Genomic DNA, 23,666 nt, shown 5'->3' on the forward strand with positions numbered 1-23,666 from the left:
GGGCGATTTTCGTCAAAGACTCTGTTTTCAATCACACTGACTTCACCGACAAAGGATATTCACACATGGCGACAATCTGGCTTAAATCTCCCCTCGCAATTTGGACAGGCACAAACGAAGACGCTTCTGGTGGTGTGGTTATTGAAGGTAATACCATCGTTGAACTGGTCGCTAAGAACGCCCTACCATCCATCAAAGTCGATCAGATTGTGGATGCCTCAGAACATGTCGTGTTACCCGGATTGATCAATGCGCATCACCACTTCTACCAGACCCTTACCCGCGCCTATCCTGATGCACTGGACAAAGAGCTGTTTCATTGGCTCAAAGCTTTGTACCCAGTTTGGGCGGGGCTTGATGAAGAGATGATGCGTTTGGGCACGCAACTCGCGAGCGCGGAATTATTACTTTCCGGCTGTACAACAGCCTCTGATCATCACTATTTGATTCCCGTTGGGCTGGAGCATGCCATCGACATTCAGGTGGAAGCGACCCGAGCTCTAGGCCTAAGAACGGTGCTAACCCGCGGATCGATGAGTTTAGGCGAAGATCAAGGTGGCCTGCCACCTCGACACACCATTCAAACCGAGCAAGCTATTATTGATGACAGCCTTCGCCTAATTCGCGAATACCACCAGCCCGAATTCGGCGGTATGACGCAAATTGCCCTCGCCCCTTGTTCACCATTTTCAGTCACCACTGACTTGATGAAAGAAACCGCACGTGTCGCTAAACAACACGATGTCATGCTTCACACCCACCTTTGTGAAACCATCGACGAAGAGGACTTTTGCTTAGAGAAATTCGGTCTCCGACCTGTTGATTACCTCGAAGATGTCGGCTGGCTTCACAACCGAACATGGCTCGCACATGGTATTCACTTTAATGATGAAGAGATCGAACGATTGGGTAAGGCAGGTATTGGCATTTGCCATTGCCCAAGTTCAAACATGATGCTGGCTTCGGGTATTTGTCGGAACTTGGAACTCGAAGCAGCGGGCGCTTCAGTTGGGCTTGGTGTGGATGGCTCCGCCTCCAATGACGGTTCAAACCTTGTTAATGAACTTCGCATGGCGACTTATATTCAGCGCCTACGATACGGTTCCTCTAGCGTAAGTCATCTAGATGCTTTACGTTGGGCAACCCAAGGCTCTGCTAAAAACATCGGGCGCAGTGATATAGGCACTCTGTCCAAAGGCTTGCTGGCAGACATCGCCATGTTCAAACTCGATGAGATCCAATTTTCAGGTAGCCATGACCCATTAGCAGCACTTGTTTTGTGCGGCGCAAACCGCGCAGACAGAGTCATGGTGAATGGAGAATGGCGAGTGAAAGACGGAGAACTCATTGGTGTCGATACACAAGAGTTGATGGTGAAGCATCGCGCGGCAGCAAGGAGGTTGGCGAACAAGGCAGAGCTATAAAGAGATTGATTATCATGTGCTCTGTGTATCACAACTGATTGTTAGGGATACGACCTCTATTTGAAATAAGCAAAAAACGAGCGTAGACACGTGTACCAAGAAATGTGTTGTTCAACCCCCAAGCTAAACGGTATTTAGTCTTGAGGGTCAAACATCTCTAGTGCTAGAGAATTGATTCTTATCTTTAGCGATTGCGCAGCGACATACATATCTTTAGCGATTGCGCAGCGACATACACTGCGCTTAATCGTCATAAGAATGAATCGTTAGATATGTGCAGGCAAAAGATTAGCCATATCTTTAACTGTCTTGCCGCTCATTGGTATTCCTTTAGAGCTGAAACTCCATTCCTTGTTTTTCAAACTGAGCAAACCGATAAATATACCGGTATGATTACCTTGTTCTGAAAGCGTAAATCGACAAACTTCTTTAGAAGACTGGTCAATAATGCGACAAAATGAATTGTCTACTTTCTCGAAAGATTGACCCGTAAAGCTATTTACAGTGATCGCGATATACTTCACTGATTTATTAAGCTTCGATAAAGAAATTCGAATTTGCTCATCATCACCATCGCCTTCGCCAGTTCGATTGTCCCCTTGGTGATGAACCCCTTTACATGATGATTTAAGTTTGCTGAACCAAACTTCATCAATCACTTTTTGATTCTCGTCCATAAGAATACATGATGCGTCGAGATCAATTGAACCAGAACCAAAAATCGAACCAAAGAAGCCTTTCGGTTTGGCAACATCCCAACCGAGGCCTACAGTAATTTGAGAAAGCGAAGGGACTTCTTTAGTCAATGATATAGTTGAGTTTTTTGAAAGATTAATAGACACCTTATATCTCCTTATTGGTAACCTGCAACGATATCACCAAGACCCAGTTGATAGCCTGCACCTACTGCGTGAAATGTCCATTCATTGCCATTTTTAACTAGTGATCCAACCTGTACGGAAGTTTCGTTAGAGAATTCTTTACCCAGTTTATATTCAGCGATGAGGTTACCACTCGCTTCGTTGTATAAACGGATATAGCTCGTTTGCACATGTGAGAAACCACGACTGTCATTATGCATTGTGACAAACACCGACAACTCAGTTGCACTTGGATTAACCTTAGAAAGGTCTATCTTGATCGTTTCATCATCACCATCACCAGCACCTGTGCGATTGTCTCCCAAATGAACAATGGCACCTTCAGGACATTGGAGGTTGTTATAAAAAACAAAGTGCTGATCTGAAATAAGCTTCGGCTGTTGTTGGGCATCGTGTTTACAAATGAACACACTACAATCAATATCTACTGGTGGATCATTGGCAATAAGATCCCAACCTAATCCCAAACGTAAGTTTTTTAACGTGGGCTCGGATTTATTTAGATTGATTGTATTTCCTTTTTCCAAATTAATTGCCATTAGTTATTACCTCGTCCTTGTTTCAGAAAATTAGTGAGCTCACTCTTCATGTTGACCATTTTTGCATCCGCTTCAAGACGGTTACGAGCACCTTCCTGTTCAATGGATACAACATCTTCAAGTGTCGTAATCAATGTATTTTGAACGTGTTCTAACGTTTCAATATCAATCGTAGAGCGTTGATTCGCTTGGGCGGTTTGAAGTGTGTTTTGCTTAAGAAGATCTGCATTCTTTTTAATGAGATCATTGGTAGCATCATCAATTTTATTTGCCAATTCTACTGATTTCTTTTGCTCCAACAACGAAATAGCAAGTGTAAATTGCTTTTTCCATGACGGGATCGTCAACATCTTGATATTATCGAATTTCTCAACAAGTGTTAGATTGTTATTCTGTACCATTCGAATCATTGGCGCAGTTTGCAAAGACAATAACTGTAAAGATTTTAAGTCATGAACTCGCTTTTCTAACCGACCTTTTGTGGTTTGCAAATCACTCAACTCTTGCGCAAGAAGAGCAGAAGCCGCTTCTTGTTGATTTTTGGCTAAACTGTCAATTTTGTCTTGCATTAACATTGAACGGGCTTCACCGTACACAATGGACAGTGTCAGAGATCGAAATTGATCAACATTGTGGTTATATACAGTGTCAAGCTGAGAAGAACGCTCTTTCAATTTTGACTGTTGAGCGTTTATTTCGTTTACAACACGGTCGAGTTGCGTGGTGACGGAGTTAAATTGAGCCAGGATAGATTCTTTAGTATTTCGGATTTTTGAAACGATTTTGCCAAACATCCCTTTTTTGCCAATCAGCGCCGAGACATCTACATTTTTCGCTAGCCCAATGACTTGGTTGAGGTTATTACCCATGTCCTCAAGATCATTGGTTCTGACGTGTGAAAGCATGGAGTCAGAATATTCGTTAATTTTTACAGCAGAAGACTGACCCAAGTCAGAAATGTTGTCCGAAGAATATACATCTATTTTATTCAGCTGACTCACTATGTCTCTACAAATCGTATCGCTGTCAAGTTTAGCTTCAGAGATCTCTTGTTTATAGTTTTCGACGGCCAATTGCGCACGACTATCTATAGAGGGTAAATCAGAAGAAGTAAGAGACGTATCTACTACTAGCGATGAATCGGCATCGATGGTGACAGGTGTACTCGTTACAACCTGAGGCTGAACAACGCTTTTTGGTGTGAACGTCTTTGGCTTGAATGTCATTTACTTTAACTCCTGAATATTTCTAACCAGCTGATTTTGTATGTCACTTAGTTCGTAATACATGATGGCATCGTTCGATTCATCGACAGCAATAACAGTTAAAAACTGTTGCTTCCATACTTGGATAACATTGACTTTAATTTCTTCGAGTCGCTCGAAACTGGAGAGCAAGTTTGATCGATAGAGGTCTATCTGAGGGAATGTCAACAATATTGATTGATTCAAGGCTAACAAGGTGTTCACTTTTCTATGCCACCTTTCCAAAAACACACCGTTATTACTTTGAAAACTATCAGGAAGCCCATTCATATCAACGTGTTCTTGACTACTGCCAACTTCAACATCATTAATTCTTAGCTTCAAGGCTATCAAATTTATTTGTAGATCTTGATGGAGTGAGCGGAGTTGGTTAGACCAAGCATCAAAATCCCTTAGCAACTTCCTTGCTTCACTAAGATTATCAAATACGCGGTTAACCCGAGCATCTATCAAATCGCTAGCATGGTCGAAATCATGCTTTATCTTAGTTGTTTTCTGGTGTCGACTTCCAAACATATTGGATATTTTAGTACCGATTTTATTGGGATTAAATATGTTAATATCGATGCTTTTCGCCAAGTCTATTATCACCGTCCCCAGCTCTAAAATGCGATCAACCTTACCTATTTTTGCATAGTCAGATAGATGCCCTTGAATGGTTTGAAATCCTTTAGAAATATCATTTCCATACTCAATTTGATATGCAGCATCACTGAAGTTAATTTGGCTGTATACATTTTGAACAAGTAAGTAGTCTTTATTTTTCAAAGTAAGTTCGATGAAGTCTCTTGCACAGATTTCATCAACCTGTCGTTGGAAATCATCTGTTGCACTAAGAACATCACTTTGTATTGACTTAACTCGATTGCTAAATATGACGGAAGGAGAACGTTTAGAAATCGATTCTTTGGCTTCGTCATTTTTTTGGACTGTCCCCATATCCTTTGTTGGGGGCACATCACAAAATCGTTTCACTTTAGCTGTGCTCTGGTCTTGAGTTGAAGATTCGTCCAATTCAGAAGGAGTAGGCTGCGTGCGACTATCATTTTCAGTATGAAATTTTTTTATCATTATTAAGTTCTGCCAACGTTCTCTAGCAATAAATATTTCAGATAATTAGACTCAAAATGAGCTGGCCAAATTTTTGGTGCGCTGAGCCCAATTAAAATGACAGGATTTCTCCATCATCTGTCCATTCAATTGATAAACAGCGGATGATTGCTCAGACAATATTGATTCAGCCTGTTTAATATACACAGACGAATATTCTTGGTAAAAACTCTCGATAATTTCGACCTGGCGCGGATGGATTGCCGTTTTGCAAAACAAACCAAAATTCAAATCCATATAAAGCTCAGATTTTAGTGTTTCGATGTCATTAATGAAGTCAAAAACTGGTGCCGAAATCTCGTATCCATAAGGCCTAAAAGCAATGACAATTTGTTCAATAACAGCACGAAGCGGGGATTCATAAATCGTTTGATACTGCATACGCTTTAAACCAAGCAGGTTAAATAAATCATTACCGCCTATCCTTAGGCAAATGACATTGTCCTTTATTTTATCGAGTTTCTTTCTAATCTTTGACAAATTTGAAGGATCCAGTATATCACTGGACTCTAGGGTTGGCATGACCATCACATCAGGGTGAGAAGTAATGACTTGGTGATAATCATCAGCAGTTTTGAGGTCATACTTCGGAAGAACAAATCCTTCTATTTTGTCTATACCCTCAAAGCTCAAAATCTCGGAAAAAATATCTGAGTTTCGCGGCCTAACAAATCTATAAAAACTCACATCATCAGTATTCGACAGCGCAAGTCTAAGATTAGCCAGACTTTCTTGCAAATCATATTCAGCAACCGCGTCCTCAGTACAAAACACCATGCTTTTCGAGCCTAGCCCATGTTGCATAATTTCACTCAGTCGAGCATGTGTACAAGGGGTATACAACGTAGCTCCGAGCGAAAAATAGTTTATTTTTTTCATCGTTATTTCTTACTTCTTCAACTGCTTAATGAGAGCGCAAGCTTCAAATAATAATGAAGTCTCTACAGATATATTCACATTTTTTTCTTTCGCAAGAGTGATCAAATGTTGGACTTTTTCACTTTTCATAGAGCGTATGATAAGCAGTTCAGGCACTCGCCGAAGCATCACTCTCGTCGCCTCTGCGACACCAGGTTTTATGTGATTGACATCACTAATTCCATATCGGCACATGATGTCATCAATGAAACGCTTCATTGACGATTGCTGGGAAGAACGCAGCTGTTGACTTGTCGGTTGAAATATTTCCCCGATCTCTTTAATTTTGACATATGGAAACAATGATGAAATCTGGTCAACAAACCAGTTAGAGCAATCAACTTCGCTAAGCTCTTCATATTTTGAACACCCATGAAACTTATTGGATTCACGCGGCTGCCATATGCTTCTGGATATCAGTCCTGATACAGTAGAATTAAGCATGGATGATGGAATGGGATAGTCTTCAGCTGTTGCTGAGTAGTCAGCCCACCCTCCACAATCAGATATCACGTACAATTCATTAGGTATTCGAGTATTATTTTCCGCATTGTAGGTGTTTATAGACTGATACAGTTCACGAGTGATCACGCCTTTAGCCGTCCAACCATCAATAAATGCAATGGACTCTTGGTTAACGTTTAGTTCTTCGATTAAATAATCCAGTGCGTTTAGATCCAGACCTCGGTCCCGAATGATACTTACACTGAAGTGTTGAACCTTCCTATTATAATGCTCCTCAAGCGCTCTTTTTAATAAAACGCCGATAGGCGTACCTGCTCTCGCCAAAGAAAGCAACGTTATGTCACCGCGACGATTTTTATCCAGCGTTGAGGCCAACTCCATTACATGCTTTGAAAACTTATATTTGTAGTCCTCTACAAATTGGTAAAACAAAGCCTGATAGACCTCTGATGGGGCTGCCTCTTTATTGAGAACATCCGAATAGTGGACAGTCCCTGACTGAATAGCTTTCTCTTTTTCCTCAATAGACAGATACTTTGCTTCAACCAGCTCTAGAAGAAACTGACAATCTTCTCTTTGGTAACTCCCAACAATTGGTAAGGTCTTCATATCAATTTCTCTCCAGCAAAATAGTCGAAAATTTGGCTGTTTGTTGGAGATATTGAAAAGTCTGCGGTTTGCATAAAAGGAAGATCAGTAAGGCTATCACCAACACTAATAAAGAGGCTCTCTTCATCAAAATAGCGCTCTTTGATAAACTTCACAGCGGCGGCCTTATCCGTATATGAGGGCAGAAGTGCGAGATTTCTCCCGTTGACATGAAGCCTGAAATCAACCGCACTCGATGATACAAGCTTAATTATATGACTAAATATCTCACTATAGTTCGTATCCTCCTCACATTTAACGCATAGGTAACAGAGAATACCCTCTTCAGAAACAATATAACTTCTGGCTGGAAATGATGATTCGTATATCAATGTAGATATAACGTCATTAAGGTGTTTTATCTCTAAAGCCGTACCATCAAGGTCGTAACATGCAGACTGATGCTCCAACCAATGCTTATCTGCATTTCCATTCGCATCTAAAATATATGCTCCGTGGGACACAACTTTCCAAGATTTACTCAGTATATCTAAGGAGACTCGATTAAACACATCATGGCTTCTACCTGTAACAGGGATAATCTCAGCACCTGACGCACTCAATATATTCAGCATCTGCAATTGCTTATTGGAAGCGAAAGAGCGCGGGTTCCCATTTGCATCAAAGGCAGCTGTAGTGAGTGGCGTGTCCTTATGGAATTTTCTTTTTGTAGAAAGAAAACAATCATCAAGATCTGTAAATACAACAATATTCATCATTCACTTTCACAATATTGGCTTACAGGATAGTGACGAGCAAGTTGATGCTGTTGCCTGAGACGTTCATCTTCAATAAAATGTAAGGATGTTCGCCCTTCACTCTCAAGGTTGTAGATATAGTGCTCTACTTCTCTATGATCAACTCTAAACGATAATTTTGATTTTATTGCGTCGCCAAGCATGATGGGAGATCGTGAAGTAGATTGAAAAACAACATCCCTACCATCACTTTCCGCTTTCTCTGCAACTAAGAATGGGAAATACAAATGCTCACCATCTCCAATGATGGTTATTGGGCCCTCAACGTTCAATGAAGGTATCTCTCCCGCATATGGCATTTTGATGGGTAGTCTTCCAAGATCTCTTCGAGAGTTCATTAACGAAAAATCTTTATCGGTATTCCTTGGAAGTGATAAGTCCAAATTGGGTTTTTCTTCGAAAGCAAAGCTTCCTTCCAGTAAGGAAACAAATCTTACGTTGACAGGCCATTCGGTGAATTGCTCTTTATGTTCAACATCCAGCCAATTTACTAAAGATACAATCACGACTTCTTCAATGCAGCAGCCCTTGTCTAAAAGTGCGTCGCCAAGTCTTTTCAGCGTTTTACCCGTTGAAATTTCATCATCAACAAGCAATAGTCTTTGGCACTGTTTTACCTTATCGAGTAATGACTTTTCCGGCTGATATAGAAGGTGACTCGTGGCATGACTATGCGATTCTTCCACTTTCAACCAAACTGTGTCGTTTAGCTGATGCCGTGTAGTATGTTGATAATACACATCATTGGTTTGACTTCTTGCTAGACTATCCGCAACACCAGCACCTAATCCAGTGGCAGTTTCCGACATACCAACCACAAATGTAGACACATCACTGCCAATAAGTGTCGACAATGAATCGTATGTTTTTCTCATCCTGCTTGGTTTTACCGCCCAGTGCTTCCCTAATACTTTTGAGACAAACAGATAGCCTCTTTTAGGGTTCTCACGAGAAGCAAACGAGAGAAGCTCATCCATAGGATATTGAGAGCATTTTACAACAATATCTAGTTTTCCATTACTTATTGTGTGTTGATTCCTTTGCACTTCTATTCTCGCAAACTGAGTTAATAACCAACACCATCAAAGAAACTAGACAGCGCAGCTTTGTTTTACATAAGAAAATAACACCACATTGATTGCTGCTTTAACACAACTCAACAGTTGTGCTTGTTGAGACGCAAAATATTAATTTCGCGAGTCAAAATCATCTAATCGGTGCGATTCAAATCAATATTTTCAATTCAGAAAAAACCGGAGGGAGCCATGAGCTTTTGCCTTGTAATCACGAAAATCCCATAGGTATTAACTGTACCTATTTCGCCATAAAAAAAGCAAAAGAAATGCCAATAGATGATTTCTATAAAAACAGTAAGTTAGATACTTAATTCGAGACGCGTAGCAAATAATTACTCGACACTAGGCAATAAGTTGCTCGATTGGCAAAAAGTTGCCCAGCATATCTGACTCTATTATGAGCTGGAGGTGCAACACATACTCTAGCCGTAATATGCCACCACGTGCTGCATTTCACTTGGTAGAACCACGGCTCTCTGGCATCATGCGCCCAAGATCGCCGTGGTCAGTTACGGCAAAGTACGTGTGAAGGTAGTCAGTGTCAGAAAACAGCCAACAATTAAGTAACCGTTACAACGAACACGGTTACTTTGTTCTCAGAAATTATTTCGATGAAGCTCAAATTGCTTCACTAAGAAAAGTCATTCTCAAGTTCCACGAACTGTGGAAAGACGACAACAGAAGATTTTATCGAGAAGAAGCGTTCAACTCATCGTTGATCACTGGCAGTGAATATCTGCCCGATGAAGACAGAGCCCAACTTTTTGAGTTCATCAGTTCCAAGAAAATCATGAATGTGGTCAATGCGGTTATACCGGAAAACCCTGTGTTCATGAACACACAATTGTTCTTCAACCCAGTGAATCCGGAACAAAAAGACTTCTGGCACCGCGACTGTCAGTATGACTATGACCTTGAAGACCAAAAACGAATCATAAAGGACACTCAAGTCACGCACCTGCGGGTTCCACTGTTTGACGAACCCGGCATGGAGATCATTCCCGGTACACACAAACGTTGGGACAACGAAGAAGAACACAATGTTCGCCAAGAAGAAAACGGTAAGGTAAGCAATGACGAGATCTCGGGCGGGATCAAAATTCCACTGGCTGCGGGTGATCTGTTGGTCTTCTCCGCCGATATGATCCATCGCGGCCTATACGGGCTAGATCGTTTAGCGTGGGATATCTTGATTTTTGATTCAGCGGCAGATTATATCGATTACATTGATGATGACTGTCTACCTACCCCCGCTATGCTGAACAAGCTTGCCGACCCAAGATTGTTCATCAACTCGATGAACCTAAAATCATTAGCGTGTGCTTAGAGACTTCGAGAACAAGCGAAAAATCCCCGAAAGGGGATTTTTTGACCGCTAACAACCTCATATATTGAGATAGCCGCCCTTCCTCAGCATCATGTTTTTACGCCTCTTTACACTGCGCTTTCATCATCGATATCGATGATTTTGCACCATCCAAACTATAGTCAAACTGAACACTGCCAATATTTGACCAAGTAAGTTCAAGAGACAAGCTATCGGAGGATTGAATGCCTTCCAACAGATAAGCCTGGTCGCTCGCTGTCGGGTTCAAATAGAGTTGGCTTGAAGGCTGACGAATAGAGATATCTCTAACTTCATCGTTAAATCTTACCTTCGCGATCAAGGGATCATTATGCTTTAACATTTTTGGCATATTGGTTAAACCAAAATACACACGCGTGCTCTCCCCCTTGCATGACAGGCCAATCCAGCTTTCGGTATCTGCCTGAAAATTCGAAAGACGCGAAGGATAGGAGGATGGAGATATCGCCTCATATGCCACCTTCGAGCTAAACACAGAGGTACTTTCCGTATTTATCCATTCTGTTGTTGCTCCAGCAAACAACATCGTTCCCGCTGCAACGGCTCCCAGTGAATTGATCATTAGCATTTCCTTTCATTATTTTGTCTACCTTCAGACTACCTGTGCTTTCTGAACACAAAGTRAACGAAACACCCATGGTTATGTTTATTCATAATGGCGTAGACACAAACATTCAACTCGGTGCTACCTGAGTCGCATCAATATTATCTAATGCTCGATATCTGCAGGCGCTGTGCTCAAATGAGGTAATTTCCTCATTAAGACCGAGACAATGACCAGCGACTCCACCCTTAAGCAAAAACGCGAAAACACGTATCAAGGTGTTGTGGAACGATTCTCCTTTGAAGCCGTAACGCTAGTCGGTAATACTTCAAACGAAAACGTGTCACGTAATATCATCGTCTACCTCCCGCAGTCATATGCAGACAGCCCGCAGCGTGAATATCCTATCGTCTATCTGCTTCATGGCATGGATAGTAATCCTGAAGCTTGGTTTGCCCCTACCGCAAATAATCCCGGCATTGAGCAGACCATGAACCGCTTGGTAGGTGCGGGAGAAATGGGAGAGATGATCATCGTCGCTGTGGATGGCACATCTTCGATATTGGGATCGTGGTACCTTAACTCTCCGATTTCAGGCAATTTCTTTGACTACCTGACGCAAGAGGTAATCGATATAACAGAAAACCGCTACCGAGCGATAAAAGGAAAACGCGCCATTTGCGGACATTCCATGGGAGGATTTGGCGCACTCAATACAATCATGATGCGCCCAGATCTGTATCAGGCATGTGCAGCATTAAGCCCGGGCGGGATGATGATGCGAGATCATGGCTATCAAGAGCATGCCGATTTCTTCAGACATCAATTCGATTTATTTGCCAAAGGTGAACAATGTGAATGGTTTATTCATGCCTACCTCACCATTCTTCGTGTTATCGCACCAGATAGCGATAACCCTCCTACTTACATCACTCGAAACATAAACGAAGCCATGTTAGCGCTTGAGCAATTCAACCTGTCAGCCACAGCAAGAGACAGAGCGCAATTCCTCAATAGCCAACGTAAAGAAACATTGCCCATCTACACCGAAATCGGCACTGACGAGGGCGAGTCTGTTGGCGAACCGATTCTAGAGAACTTCAAAGCAATGATAGCGACGTTTACTGCCTTAGGTGTTCCTGTATCTAGCCATATTTTTGAAGGTGGTCATATCGATAAAGTCGGCGAGCAAACGATTCGAGGGCTTCGGTTTATTGATAGCAAATTTAATTAATTGAGTATGAAGAATGGAGAAGCCTGAAACTATCCAGACAACCTAAATCGTAGGTCCGATAAATGAAAGAGAAATGAGTAACAAACATCTCTCTTTCATTGTCTTTGATAATTAAAACGCATTGCCGAAAAAGTCTATGATGTGTTCGGCCTGAACAAAAGTGACGACATGTCCACTACCATGGTCATGCTCTCCAACTTCAATTCCTTTTGCCCTTAGCGTTTCAACAAGAAACTGACTTCCTTCCGGAATCCATGTGAACTGATCTTCGCTACCGTACTCAACATAGATTGAAGACAGCTTCTCCTTTTGCTTGAGATACGCGTCTACTTTGCTTTCAACATTGCCGTAACCCGACTCCCACATTTCAACGACAGAGGGATTAGTTGGATCCCACTCGTGCCAAAGGTTATCGTCAAGCGCCTGAGGATTTGGAGCAAAAGCCGCCCCATATGCGTCAAGAACTGGTCCCCACTCTAGTTCATTCCATTGTTTGATTGCTTTTTCTAGGCCATTTTCATCAAACAAACCGGGGCTTAATGTGAAAACATGCTTAAACTTATCGGGATGACGAAAAGCAATGTTGATCGCCGCAAAACCACCCATAGAGAAACCGACAATCCCTCTTTTTTCGGGAACAGGAAGCGTTCTATAATTATTGTCGAGATAGCTAACAACATCTGATGTGACAAAATCTTCCCAATTTCCCGTAACGGGTGAGTTGGTATAAAAACTTCCCCCAAATTGATTGGCACCATTGATGCCCACAATGATCATTTCCTGGATATTATTTTGTTCGGAGTAGCGATCTAATGTTCTTCCGGAAATTGAACGTGCTTCAAAGGGGCCACCTTGGAAACCATGCAAATAGTAAACGACGGGGTATTTTTTATCTGAAGTGAAATAGCTAGAGGGTAGATAGATGTAGATAAATTGTTCATTTGCAGTTTCCAGCTTACTGTTTTTTAACGTAGGCGCATCAATCTTCAAATAGTGCGTTCGAGACTGATTTGCAAAACTCGTACTGCAAACAAACACACCTAATATTATCAAATATAGAGCTAAGAATTTTTGCATATCCATTCTCCTGAACCGTTAACGTAACGGTCACAAAAGAAAGTTTTATCCCTATGTTTTTTGTATTGCAATCAATGGCTAAATCCGTAGGCGACAATGCGATCGTATTCTCAAACACTCCGCATTATAGCACCTAGAAAATCAACGAAAATGCTCTCAACTTTGGCGGTAAAAGCAGGCCGTGTGTTGCACTCAGTGCTCAGAATTTTGCTTTGATCTTCTCAACAAATAACTCAACTTGTGCCTTTGTCACCTTCTCGCTTTCATAGAGTGATAAATATTTAAAATCACATTTTGGGACACAAGCACCCAATATTGCGATTTTAAGCACCCTTTTTACTGGCTTCCACATCACAAAGGTATCAACCCACCAAGGAGAGCCAAGCGTTGTTATCACCTTTACCTCTTTCAGATTGTGGAGGCGTGGTTTCAGCGCACCAAGATCTTTATCATGATCATACGCATAGCCAGGTGCCCAGACCCGATCTATCCACCCTTTCAGAATGGCTGGAAATCCAAACCACCATGTAGGGAATATCAACACCAAACATTGAGCCTCAAGAAGCAACGCTATATCGTCATCGACACGGCTTTTATCATATTCAGATGCATAGTAGCTACTTCGCTCTGCTGAGGTTAAAGAGGGTTCAAATCCACGCTGATACAGATCAATCACGTTAACGTCGTAGCCTTTGCTTTTAAGGTGCTCGACAGTCTGTGCACTCAAATACTGACACAGACTTTCCTTGACGGGATGTGACACAACGACCAAGCATTTCATGATGTTGCTCCTTGAGTAATAACGATGATCCAGGGTGAATTACCCTAGATAGAAATCTGCCACATTGGCATGTGGCATTCAAACGACAGGAGGATTACATCTCTCTCTCAACACATTTTGTGATGAATGAGAGAAAAGAAGTGCAAAATGCTGGATGGGATCGTTTGTCGTCATGATACCTCTCTCACAGAGAGGTATCATGACCAAAGATTGAGGTGAGTTAAACTCACCTCACAAATGATTAATTGATACCTGATATTAGGCGATCAGCTAACTTCTCGTCATCACTTCGAATGTCTTCAAAGTAACTTAATGCACTTGCCTTTGATTTATCAACACCTACACCATGTTGAAACATCAAGCCCAAAACATACTTCGCAGAGGTGAAGCCCTTTTCAGACGAAGCAATAAGATTCTCTTTTGCGGTAACAAAATCAGTATCTACTTTTGTGTAAGAATCATAACTAGGAAGGATTTCATTCACAAAGTCATCAGGAAGATACTCAACCCCTGCAATATATAAGTTAAAACCATCCTCATCTAGTTCTGCGGACTGTAAAACATACTTTAGAGCCATATTTGCATCGGGTTTTTGCTGATAGTGCTCTTCTCCATACTTGTAGATATAAACTAATGATCTTGCTGCTTCCAAGTTATTATTCTTTGCAGCTCTTTCGTACCAACTAATTGAGCGCTGTCCTTCACCGCACCCTCGATAAAAATCCGCCAACATGAGTTGAGAGTCAACATCTTCATTTTCTGCGCTTTGGAAAACGACGACAGGATCTTCAACTGATGTCGAATAACCACATACAATTTTCACCAACTCTCCATTCTCGTAGTACTTAATTGGCGGCTCACCGTTGAAGAAGTTATATCTTGGAAAGCTTCCATCATCAGATGGATATTGCTCTTTGATCAGGCTACCAGTTTCACCGTCGTACGTTTTCTCAGCACTTATCACCATACCATTATCATATTCAACTTCATAGATCAGTCGGCCAGTATTTGCATCCCACTTCTTATGATGCTTGTCTTCTTTATAACCTTTAAAATAGGACTCCTCTATAAGGAAGCCATTCTTAGACCATTCTTTACTTGATATTTTCTCTCCGGATGAATAGCCATAAATCGAACTCAATTTACCGTTCTCATACCATTCCTTTTGCTCTCCATGCATACGAAGGTTTTCGTTGTAATTTGCCACATACTTTTTATTCCCATTATCATACCAAGACTCCCTAAGTATCATAACCTCGCTATTTCCAGTATTCTTGAAAATTTCTCTTTGCCTTAAAAATCCAGATGCTTTGTAGAAATTTACAGTAGTCAGTGCGCCATCAACTGTACTTTCAGATGATTTGGATCCAGATTTATCAAAGCTTACATTGAATACAATCTCTCCGTTTTCATACACTTTTTCATTTGCCAATACCCCATTGGAGTAGAAGTACTTTTGTGTACCCACATAACTTCCATTGCGCTTTTCGTAAGAAGTAAAGACACTACCATCTTCACTATAGTGAGTATATTTTCCATCTTTTAACTCACCCAATTCATACAATAGCTTGCTTTGAATTTGACCATTACCATGATAGGAGATCACTTCACCATGCAGTTGGTCATCATTAAAGGAGGCTGATCTTTTAATCTTGCCATTCTCATGGAACTCCTCCCCTTTACCCTGCTTACGCCCATCCACATCATAGGTATACTTTTCTTTAAACTCGCCGTTAGGGTAATACCCTGTATAAGCCCCATAAAATGAAAGCCCTAATTGACTCTCATCTAGTATTGAAGATTCGAATGCAACCGAGTCAGTTTCAATATATACGCCCTTCACCTTATAGCTTTTTGATGATTCGTCATATGGTAAGGTCTTTTCCATATACATTGACGCTTGTAGCTTACGCACTTTTAGGTAGTCGCTATCCAACCACACTTTATCAGATTTAATGACGTATTTTTCGTCACAAATATCCAGACTACATAGTGATATACTAGTAATCATTTCGGTGCCTTTACTTTCACACCCATTAGTCGTTACAAGAAAATATCCACCTTCTGCAGCATCATACCAAACATTTCTAATAGCAGAATGATAATCATCAACATTCTCTATTTCTAAAGAATCATTGTTAACCGCTATCGTTTGGTCTCCACATATCGTAGCATCGGAAAATGTTATTTCTTCAACTCGTAGCAATTGCATACGAGATCCGATTGCAGTTTGATTAACTTCAATCTCATCCACTCTACTAATGAAGCCATCACCACCAACAATTTCAGCACTCGCACTACCAGCAATAGCCAAGTAAAAGACACACACTAAACATCTCATCACCCATAACCTCTGACATTAACATTTATTTTGTTTTATTATATTTAGATAATTAAATCACATCATGGAGTAAATTAACTAGCAACTTCACAGCCGTTTAAAATCACCCACCCCACAAAGACAAATTTATGCACTGACACCATTTTGAATTGCGTGCCAACTACGGCCACAGCATTATAAAGAACACTCACTAATGAAAATGTGACAATAATGAGAAACCTTACACTCAGATAGAAATGTAATTGCATATCTATCTATAACACTGGTACTTCCACCATATATTTATTGATAATTAACGTAGGTGTTACAGCCTAAAATTTGGCCATAAAATTACCACAAGCCGCATAAATAGCAGCATGATTCACATCGCAGTTAAACGTGAAATATGCATTTCAATTTAGAAATTTTCACGGTTGCGAAACAGGTCAGTTATGGGGTAGCTCAGTTTCCTGAAATAATCCTTCAATCCGCATGCTTAACACCGCATCCATTGAGCACCAAATTCACGAGAAACACCGCTGCTTGTTCAAAGTCTTCGTCTTCCAGCTCATATTGACCACTCACTTGGCAAATCTGCCAGTTAAAGTCGGCGTAGGTTTGGGTGGAAGACCAAAGCATAAACATCAGATGCTTGGCGGGAACAGGGTCCATCCAACCTTGAGCAATCCAATAGTCGAACTTGTTGAGGATCATCTTAGATTGGTCGATCAGGGCTTCTGCAATGTCTCTCGGTAAATGTGGTGCACCCGCCATCACTTCGGCAGCAAAGGTTTTTGAGGCTGAGGCGTGGTCTCGGGAAATTCGGAGTTTGGTGCGAATGTATTGGGTCAGCGCTTCTCTTGGGTCATCCAGTTGCTCTATCGGCAATGAGGCTTCTAGCAACGGTAACGTGACACTCTCCAATACGGCGCGGTAGAGATTATCTTTGGTGTTGAAGTAGTAATAGAGGTTGGGCTTTGGGATTTCTGCGCGTTGGGCAATTTCGGCGGTTGTCGTGGCAGCATAGCCTTTTTCAGCGAACAGTTGACTGGCAACGTCGATGATCTTTTCCTGATTTTTCGCCCTGATGCGTGACATTGACCGTCCATGGATTCAGTAAGTGCTTAGCTCAACTCTAATGAATCAACGGCGAATCATCCAGTCACACTGGTGGAATTCACGATAAATGAAACAAAAAAAAGCCCGTCGTGAAAGAAGCGGGCAAATATCAAAGGACCGATATGATATCTAAAACAAAACTCGGTAAAGCTTAAACCGTGCTACTCGCCTCGAATATTGTGGTCTGAAAGGGATTCAATGGCTTTGATCAGCGCGGAATGATCCCAATCCTGACCGCCTTGCTCTGCGCACAAGCCAAAGAGATCTTGGGCTGATTGGGTATTGGGCAATGCGACACCCAGAGCCTTAGCTCCCGTTAAAGCGAGATTCAAATCTTTCTGGTGAAGGCGAATTCTAAATCCGGGGTCAAAAGTACCTTTCACCATGCGCTCCCCATGTACTTCCAGCACTTTGGAATTGGCAAAACCGCCAAGCAAGGCGTTGCGAATACGTGCTGGATCGGCACCTGCTTTGGAAGCAAATACCAATGCTTCCGACACCGCCTCTATGTTCAACGCGACAATGATTTGGTTTGCTACTTTACACACTTGCCCAGCGCCGCAGTCACCCACCAAATTGATGTTTTGACCCATGGCACCGAACAAAGGCAATGCTTTCTCGAAATCAGTTTCAGCGCCACCCACCATGATAGTCAGCGTGGCATTGATTGCCCCCACTTCTCCGCCAGACACGGGCGCATCTAAATACGCTGCGCCGCTTTCTTTTACGCGAGCAGCAAACTGCTTAGTTTCAATCGGAGAAATTGAGCTCATGTCGATCACGGTTTTCGATGCATCTAACGCGGCTTCAATCCCTTCTGCGCCGAACAGTACTTCATCAACCTGCGGCGTATCAGGCACCATAATGATGATGAAGTCTGCATCCTGAACGGCTTCTCGATGGGTGGCGAAGGTTTTAGCGCCACCTTCTTTCAAGGTGTTTGGTGCTGAAGAACGACGTTCAGAAAGATGAAGTTGATAACCTGCCTTTTGCAGGTTCTCTGCCATAGGCTTGCCCATAATGCCTGTACCAATAAACGCAATTGTCGTCATTTGTTTACTCCTCATTCTGGTTATGATCAGATAGCCATGTCAGACCTTCTTGTGTTGTCGTCGCAGGTTTGTACTCACAGCCCACCCAACCTTGATAACCCATGCTGTCAATATGTTTAAACAGGAAGTGGTAGTTCAATTCACCCGTCCCTGGCTCATGTCGACCTGGGTTATCGGCAATTTGAATATGACCAATGCGGTTGAGTGAGGAAGCCATCGTTTGGGCGATATCGCCTTCCATAATTTGCATGTGGTAGATGTCGTATTGCAGCGAAATGTTGTCACTGCCCACCACATCACAAATTCTCAATGCCTGTTGGGTATTGGTGAGCGCAAAGCCTGGAATGTCACGGGTGTTGATAGCCTCAACCACAAGCCTTATTCCCGCATCTTCCAACTGTTCATTGGCAAATTTCAGGTTCTCAATCAGGGTCGCTTCTGCGTCTTCTTGAGTGACGCCCTGTGGCACAATGCCTGCCAGACAGTTTACTTGGTCGCATTCAAGTACCTTGGCGTATTCAATCGCCGTCGGCACGCCTGCACGAAACTCTTCGACTCGGGAAGGATCAGCAGCAATACCTCGGTCACCGTTGTCCCAATCGCCCGATGGGAGGTTGAACAGCACTTGTTTCAGTTGGTTTTTATCAAGTTCCGCTTTAAGTTCCTGTGCGTTAAACGCATAGGGAAATAGATACTCAACTCCCTTGAACCCACCTTTAGCAGCGGCGCTGAAGCGTTCAATGAATGGCAATTCGGTAAATAGCATGGATAAATTGGCAGCAAGTTTTGGCATCGTTATCTCCTTATCATCAAGCTTTTCTGAGCAGCCTTTGGCTATACAGCATCTCGGTTTTGTGCCGCCAAAGCGGTAGGGGCATCGGCAATAGATTCAGCAATCGATTCAAATTCATTCACGGCATTAATTTCCACACCCATCGAGATGTTAGTGACTTTTTCTAAGATGATTTCTACCACCACGGGCACTTGATGTTTTTCCATTAGCACTTTGGCTTTCTCAAAGGCCGACCCAATTTGATCTGGCTCTCTAACCCTGATTGCCTTACAACCTAAACCCTCCACGACAGCTACATGATCGACACCATAGTCTGCCAATTCAGGGGCATTCTGATTTTCAAATGCCAGTTGCACGCAGTAATCAATATCGAATTGACGCTGAGCCTGACGGATTAAGCCAAGGTAAGAGTTATTCACCAATACGTGGATATACGGCAGCTTAAATTGCGCCCCAACAGCGAGCTCTTCAATCATGAACTGGAAATCATAATCACCCGATATCGCAACAATTTGGCGTTTTGGATCCGCAGCACGAACGCCCAATGCGGCGGGCACTGTCCAACCTAACGGACCAGCCTGCCCGCAGTTGATCCAATGACGAGGCTTATAGACATGCAGAAACTGCGCGGCGGCAATTTGTGAAAGACCTATGGTGCTCACGTAGCAAGTATCACGGTCAAAAATTCGGTTCATTTCTTCGTATACGCGCATCGGTTTCACTGGCTGCTCGGTGTAGTGGGTTTTGCGCAGCATGGTGGCTTTACGCTGCTGACAATCACTCACCCAATCGCTGTGATCTTTCAGGCGACCTTGTGATTTCCATTCTTTGGCGACCTCAACGAGTTGTGACAAAGCTGCATGGGCGTCAGACACGATGCCGAGGTCCGGACAGAAAACACGCCCAATTTGAGTCGGTTCGATGTCGATGTGAACAAATTTTCTGCCTTCGGTATAAACATCAACCGATCCCGTGTGGCGATTCGCCCAACGGTTGCCAACGCCAAATACCAAGTCAGACGCCAGCATGGATGCATTGCCGTAGCGATGAGACGTTTGAAGCCCCACCATGCCCGCCATAAGTTCGTGATCATCCGCGATACTCCCCCATCCCATCAAAGTAGGAATAACCGGTACGCCGAGAATTTCCGCGAACGCTTGCAGCAGCTCGGATGCATTGGCATTAATCACACCGCCGCCTGAAACGATTAACGGACGTTCTGCGTCATTGAGCATTTTCAACGCCATTTCCGCTTGGTGTCTTGTCATCGCAGGCTTGTAGGGTTCAAGCGGCTCATAGCTATCAATATCGAATTCGATCTCAGCCAGCTGAACATCCAAAGGCAGGTCTATCAACACAGGACCCGGACGACCAGAACGCATCACCTGAAAAGCATGCTGAATCGCCCGTGGGACTTGTGCTGGCTCCATCACGGTTGAACACCATTTGGTGACTGGACGCGCTATTGACTCAATATCAACAGCTTGAAAATCTTCTTTATGAAGACGCGCTCTTGGCGCCTGCCCTGTGATACAAAGAATAGGAATTGAGTCTGCTTGTGCGGAATATAGCCCTGTGATCATATCGGTGCCTGCTGGGCCAGATGTCCCAATACAAACACCAATATTTCCCGCATTTGCTCGCGTATACCCTTCCGCCATGTGTGAAGCTCCTTCAACATGACGCGCTAACACATGATCAATCCCTCCTACCTTCTTCAATGCTGAATAAAAAGGGTTAATGGCAGCCCCTGGAACACCAAATGCTTTCACCACCCCTTCACGCTTTAACACTTCTATGGCTGCATCAATCGCTCTCATCTTTGCCATGCAAAACTCCTTTTGTATACAATTTTTAACGTTATTGTATTTTTAGATCGAATAAATTTTAACCGCAAGGCTTTTTTAACATTTTGCCAACAAGAGAAGATTGAGATCCAGCTTATGTGGCATCAGGCTGGGCATTGACAGTGTGGTCTGACAACTCACGAAATATCAGAGATTAGGAAAGATTGCTATTCACATTGCATTAACATTGTGCTTTTATTGTTCACTATAAAACAAATAATAAAACACCATAATTAGATTTATTGTATACATTAGTAAAGGACCTTGCCGATGCATGACATTCAGAGCAACCCAGAACACCAGCAAAAACAACGCCAAACACATCGACTCAACACGACTGCATCAAGGCTAGAAGTCATTGGTTCGCTTTTTAGCGATGAAGCCAAAATGATCCTCGACGAGAAGGCATTAGCATTTTTGGAAGCCCTATGTGTGAATTTTGCGGATGATCTTTACGCACTGCTCAATACACGAAAAGCAAAACAGGCTGAATATGACAGCGGCTCACTGCCAGATTTTCGAGCCGATACAAAGCATATTCGTGATGACCCGAATTGGAGAGTGGATACAGTGCCAAATGCCCTGCTCGACCGTCGTGTTGAGATTACAGGTCCGATCGATCGAAAGATGGTTATTAACGCACTAAACTCTGGCGCCAATGTTTTCATGTGCTGCTTCGAAGATGCAACGTCGCCGACATGGGAAAACATGATCAATGGCCAAATCAACATGCGCGATGCCAATACTGGCACGATTGCGTTTACTGACCCTAAAAACGGCAAGCACTATCAACTGGCAGACAGCCCCGCTACCTTGATCCATCGCCCTCGTGGTTTGCACCTAGAAGAGGCACACATTCTGTTTGATGGCAAAGCAATGCCTGCCAGTTTAATGGATTTCGGCTTGTACTTTTTCCATAACCACCAAAGCAGAAAAGAATCAGGGCAAGGGGTGTATTTCTATTTACCTAAGCTCGAGTCAATGGAAGAAGCAGCATGGTGGGAATCAATTTTCGACTTTACTGAGGATTACTTTGGTGCAGAGACAGGGACGATTAGGGCCACCGTATTGTTGGAAACGCTTCCCGCTGTATTTCAGATGGATGAAATGCTTTATGCCATGCGCAAGCATATCGTTGGCATGAATTGCGGACGTTGGGATTACATTTTCAGCTACATCAAAACCCTCAAGAATCATACTGACCGCATTTTGCCTGATCGCCATGCTATTGGCATGGATCAACCATTTTTAGAAGCCTATAGCAAGCGACTGATCCAAACCTGTCATCGCCGCGGCGCATTAGCCATTGGGGGTATGTCTGCATTTATACCTTCAAAAGATCCGGCAGAAATGGCGAGTGTCACCCAGAAAGTGATCGCCGACAAACGCCGAGAAGCCACCAATGGCCATGACGGCACTTGGGTAGCTCATCCGCACTTGGTCTCTCTAGCTCGAGAAGTTTTCGATGAGTATCTCAACGGTTCGACCCACCAGCGTCACTTCATCCCTGACGGCACATACGGCAAAGACCTTCTGCTGCAACCGAGCAAAGGACCAAAAGACGAGCAAGGCGTAAGAAAGAACATCCGCATTGCGGTGCTATATATGGAGTCTTGGTTACGCGGCATAGGCTGTGTACCAATTTACGGCTTGATGGAAGATGCTGCCACCGCAGAAATCTCCCGTGCAAATATTTGGCAGTGGTTGAAGCATCAAGTATCACTTGATGATGATCGTCCGTTCACCACCGAGATTTTTAGAACGTGGCTTGATCAAGAAGTGAACGAGATAAAAGCGTCAGTTGGTCATGACCAGAGTAGGAAATTTGATCATGCATCAGCATTGTTCTTCGCCCTGTCGACTAACACCCAATTTGCGGACTTCCTAACCATTCCTTGCTACGCAGAACTCGAATAACACGTATTGGCGGCAGCAGGATCATGCTGCCTCCGTTCACTTCTAGGAGAGCTCAATGGAAAATCTGACGATGACAAACGCACTGGATATTACCGACCAGGTATTTCTTGCCGCGCAAAACCGAAATACCGCCCCACTCACCGTTGCTATTTTGGACAAAGGAGGCGCGTTGATTTCTCTCCAGCGACAAGATGGTTCGAGCATGATGCGTCCTGAAATTGCAATTGGTAAAGCATGGGGCGCCTTAGCGCTGGGCTGTTCATCTAGGAAAATCGCTGATGATGCACAAGCAAGACCCAGTTTTATATCGTCAGTTTCGACGCTCGCACATGGCAATCTCGTGCCAGTACCCGGAGGTGTACTTATCCGTGATCAGCAATCCACTCTGCTTGGTGCGGTAGGGGTTTCAGGTGATATCTCAGACACCGACGAAGAAGTCGCCATCGCTGGAATTATTGCTGCGCACTTCAGTACTGACCACGCGTTAAACTCATAGAAACCTCGCCTAACTCTCGTTTCCGGGAGTTAGGTA

The 23,666-nt window shown here is 43.1% G+C and carries 21 protein-coding genes; 5 read left to right on the top strand and 16 right to left on the bottom strand.

From position 1 onward, the window contains the following. The first annotated feature begins 65 nt into the window (after positions 1–65). Positions 66–1,424, top strand: coding sequence for an 8-oxoguanine deaminase (locus L4D06_RS08955; RefSeq protein ID WP_429738928.1), 1,359 nt, complete (start codon positions 66–68; stop codon positions 1,422–1,424). Between the two features lie 266 nt (positions 1,425–1,690). On the opposite strand, the gene L4D06_RS08960 is transcribed toward L4D06_RS08955, so the two are convergent. From L4D06_RS08960 to L4D06_RS08995, 8 genes are read right to left on the bottom strand one after another with little or no spacing between them, the layout of a single operon-like run. Then, positions 1,691–2,266 (bottom strand): TerD family protein, encoded by a 576-nt coding sequence (locus L4D06_RS08960; protein WP_274163219.1) that lies wholly within the window; start codon positions 2,264–2,266, stop codon positions 1,691–1,693. Between the two features lie 11 nt (positions 2,267–2,277). After that, positions 2,278–2,844, bottom strand: a complete 567-nt coding sequence (locus L4D06_RS08965; RefSeq protein ID WP_274163220.1) for a TerD family protein — start codon at positions 2,842–2,844, stop codon at positions 2,278–2,280. Further along, on the bottom strand, positions 2,844–4,070 hold the full coding sequence (locus L4D06_RS08970) for a toxic anion resistance protein (RefSeq protein ID WP_429738930.1): 1,227 nt from the start codon (positions 4,068–4,070) through the stop codon (positions 2,844–2,846). Before L4D06_RS08970 ends, L4D06_RS08965 begins: the two co-directional genes overlap by 1 nt. Further along, the gene (locus L4D06_RS08975) at positions 4,071–5,180 is read right to left on the bottom strand and encodes a toxic anion resistance protein (protein ID WP_429738932.1); all 1,110 of its coding nucleotides are present in this window, start codon (positions 5,178–5,180) and stop codon (positions 4,071–4,073) included. 51 nt (positions 5,181–5,231) lie between these two features. Next, complete coding sequence (locus L4D06_RS08980; protein ID WP_429738934.1) at positions 5,232–6,098, bottom strand: HpcH/HpaI aldolase/citrate lyase family protein; 867 nt, start codon at positions 6,096–6,098, stop codon at positions 5,232–5,234. A 9-nt stretch (positions 6,099–6,107) separates the two neighbouring features. Continuing rightward, positions 6,108–7,211: a cysteine protease StiP family protein gene (locus L4D06_RS08985; protein WP_429738936.1), complete on the bottom strand. Its 1,104-nt coding sequence runs from the start codon at positions 7,209–7,211 to the stop codon at positions 6,108–6,110. Further along, positions 7,208–7,969: an HAD family hydrolase gene (locus L4D06_RS08990; RefSeq protein ID WP_429738938.1), complete on the bottom strand. Its 762-nt coding sequence runs from the start codon at positions 7,967–7,969 to the stop codon at positions 7,208–7,210. Before L4D06_RS08990 ends, L4D06_RS08985 begins: the two co-directional genes overlap by 4 nt. Continuing rightward, positions 7,966–9,054 (bottom strand): phosphoribosyltransferase domain-containing protein, encoded by a 1,089-nt coding sequence (locus tag L4D06_RS08995; RefSeq protein WP_429738940.1) that lies wholly within the window; start codon positions 9,052–9,054, stop codon positions 7,966–7,968. The genes L4D06_RS08990 and L4D06_RS08995 overlap by 4 nt, the downstream gene beginning before the upstream one ends. A gap of 568 nt (positions 9,055–9,622) precedes the next feature. Between L4D06_RS08995 and L4D06_RS09000 the strand changes: the two genes are divergently transcribed. After that, positions 9,623–10,411 carry a phytanoyl-CoA dioxygenase family protein gene (locus L4D06_RS09000; RefSeq protein ID WP_274163227.1) on the top strand — a complete coding sequence of 263 codons (789 nt, stop codon included), beginning with the start codon at positions 9,623–9,625 and terminating at the stop codon, positions 10,409–10,411. Positions 10,412–10,508: 97 nt separating this feature from the next. Here the strand turns inward: L4D06_RS09000 and L4D06_RS09005 are convergent, their stop codons facing one another. Further along, positions 10,509–11,012, bottom strand: a complete 504-nt coding sequence (locus L4D06_RS09005; protein ID WP_429738942.1) for a hypothetical protein — start codon at positions 11,010–11,012, stop codon at positions 10,509–10,511. A 211-nt stretch (positions 11,013–11,223) separates the two neighbouring features. Between L4D06_RS09005 and L4D06_RS09010 the strand changes: the two genes are divergently transcribed. Next, positions 11,224–12,228 (top strand): alpha/beta hydrolase, encoded by a 1,005-nt coding sequence (locus L4D06_RS09010; RefSeq protein ID WP_429738944.1) that lies wholly within the window; start codon positions 11,224–11,226, stop codon positions 12,226–12,228. 111 nt (positions 12,229–12,339) lie between these two features. On the opposite strand, the gene L4D06_RS09015 is transcribed toward L4D06_RS09010, so the two are convergent. The 7 genes from L4D06_RS09015 to gcl all read right to left on the bottom strand — a co-directional run bounded on the left by L4D06_RS09015 (position 12,340) and on the right by gcl (position 21,199). Then, entirely contained in the window at positions 12,340–13,305 is a 966-nt protein-coding gene (locus L4D06_RS09015) for an alpha/beta hydrolase (protein WP_429738945.1), read from the bottom strand. Between the two features lie 199 nt (positions 13,306–13,504). Next, on the bottom strand, positions 13,505–14,086 hold the full coding sequence (locus L4D06_RS09020) for an NAD(P)H-dependent oxidoreductase (protein WP_429738947.1): 582 nt from the start codon (positions 14,084–14,086) through the stop codon (positions 13,505–13,507). Between the two features lie 241 nt (positions 14,087–14,327). Continuing rightward, positions 14,328–16,400, bottom strand: a complete 2,073-nt coding sequence (locus tag L4D06_RS09025; protein ID WP_429738948.1) for a hypothetical protein — start codon at positions 16,398–16,400, stop codon at positions 14,328–14,330. Between the two features lie 489 nt (positions 16,401–16,889). Beyond that, positions 16,890–17,504: a TetR/AcrR family transcriptional regulator gene (locus L4D06_RS09030; RefSeq protein ID WP_429738949.1), complete on the bottom strand. Its 615-nt coding sequence runs from the start codon at positions 17,502–17,504 to the stop codon at positions 16,890–16,892. A gap of 182 nt (positions 17,505–17,686) precedes the next feature. Continuing rightward, entirely contained in the window at positions 17,687–18,577 is an 891-nt protein-coding gene (locus tag L4D06_RS09035; RefSeq protein ID WP_429738951.1) for a 2-hydroxy-3-oxopropionate reductase, read from the bottom strand. A gap of 4 nt (positions 18,578–18,581) precedes the next feature. After that, positions 18,582–19,370, bottom strand: coding sequence for a hydroxypyruvate isomerase (gene hyi / locus L4D06_RS09040; protein WP_429738953.1), 789 nt, complete (start codon positions 19,368–19,370; stop codon positions 18,582–18,584). Between the two features lie 41 nt (positions 19,371–19,411). Continuing rightward, positions 19,412–21,199, bottom strand: coding sequence for a glyoxylate carboligase (gcl, locus tag L4D06_RS09045; protein ID WP_429738954.1), 1,788 nt, complete (start codon positions 21,197–21,199; stop codon positions 19,412–19,414). A 288-nt stretch (positions 21,200–21,487) separates the two neighbouring features. Here gcl and aceB point away from each other — a divergent pair, with 288 nt between their 5' ends. Further along, on the top strand, positions 21,488–23,134 hold the full coding sequence (aceB, locus tag L4D06_RS09050) for a malate synthase A (protein WP_429738956.1): 1,647 nt from the start codon (positions 21,488–21,490) through the stop codon (positions 23,132–23,134). Between the two features lie 55 nt (positions 23,135–23,189). Beyond that, positions 23,190–23,630, top strand: coding sequence for a GlcG/HbpS family heme-binding protein (locus tag L4D06_RS09055; RefSeq protein ID WP_274163237.1), 441 nt, complete (start codon positions 23,190–23,192; stop codon positions 23,628–23,630). Positions 23,631–23,666: the final 36 nt, after the last annotated feature.

Origin of the sequence: Enterovibrio makurazakiensis (assembly GCF_050336585.1) — a bacterium.
Classification (GTDB): domain Bacteria; phylum Pseudomonadota; class Gammaproteobacteria; order Enterobacterales; family Vibrionaceae; genus Enterovibrio; species Enterovibrio gelatinilyticus.

Bases quoted from the DNA above. Each gene is read 5' to 3' on its own strand.
- aceB (WP_429738956.1), top strand. From the start codon at position 21,488: ATGCATGACATTCAGAGCAACCCAGAACACCAGCAAAAACAACGCCAA.
- L4D06_RS08955 (WP_429738928.1), top strand. From the start codon at position 66: ATGGCGACAATCTGGCTTAAATCTCCCCTCGCAATTTGGACAGGCACA.
- L4D06_RS09055 (WP_274163237.1), top strand. From the start codon at position 23,190: ATGGAAAATCTGACGATGACAAACGCACTGGATATTACCGACCAGGTA.
- L4D06_RS09030 (WP_429738949.1), bottom strand. From the start codon at position 17,504: ATGTCACGCATCAGGGCGAAAAATCAGGAAAAGATCATCGACGTTGCC.
- hyi (WP_429738953.1), bottom strand. From the start codon at position 19,370: ATGCCAAAACTTGCTGCCAATTTATCCATGCTATTTACCGAATTGCCA.
- gcl (WP_429738954.1), bottom strand. From the start codon at position 21,199: ATGGCAAAGATGAGAGCGATTGATGCAGCCATAGAAGTGTTAAAGCGT.
- L4D06_RS08985 (WP_429738936.1), bottom strand. From the start codon at position 7,211: ATGAAGACCTTACCAATTGTTGGGAGTTACCAAAGAGAAGATTGTCAG.
- L4D06_RS09005 (WP_429738942.1), bottom strand. From the start codon at position 11,012: ATGATCAATTCACTGGGAGCCGTTGCAGCGGGAACGATGTTGTTTGCT.
- L4D06_RS08975 (WP_429738932.1), bottom strand. From the start codon at position 5,180: ATGATAAAAAAATTTCATACTGAAAATGATAGTCGCACGCAGCCTACT.
- L4D06_RS08965 (WP_274163220.1), bottom strand. From the start codon at position 2,844: ATGGCAATTAATTTGGAAAAAGGAAATACAATCAATCTAAATAAATCC.
- L4D06_RS09010 (WP_429738944.1), top strand. From the start codon at position 11,224: ATGACCAGCGACTCCACCCTTAAGCAAAAACGCGAAAACACGTATCAA.
- L4D06_RS09035 (WP_429738951.1), bottom strand. From the start codon at position 18,577: ATGACGACAATTGCGTTTATTGGTACAGGCATTATGGGCAAGCCTATG.
- L4D06_RS08980 (WP_429738934.1), bottom strand. From the start codon at position 6,098: ATGAAAAAAATAAACTATTTTTCGCTCGGAGCTACGTTGTATACCCCT.
- L4D06_RS08970 (WP_429738930.1), bottom strand. From the start codon at position 4,070: ATGACATTCAAGCCAAAGACGTTCACACCAAAAAGCGTTGTTCAGCCT.
- L4D06_RS09020 (WP_429738947.1), bottom strand. From the start codon at position 14,086: ATGAAATGCTTGGTCGTTGTGTCACATCCCGTCAAGGAAAGTCTGTGT.
- L4D06_RS08990 (WP_429738938.1), bottom strand. From the start codon at position 7,969: ATGATGAATATTGTTGTATTTACAGATCTTGATGATTGTTTTCTTTCT.
- L4D06_RS09015 (WP_429738945.1), bottom strand. From the start codon at position 13,305: ATGCAAAAATTCTTAGCTCTATATTTGATAATATTAGGTGTGTTTGTT.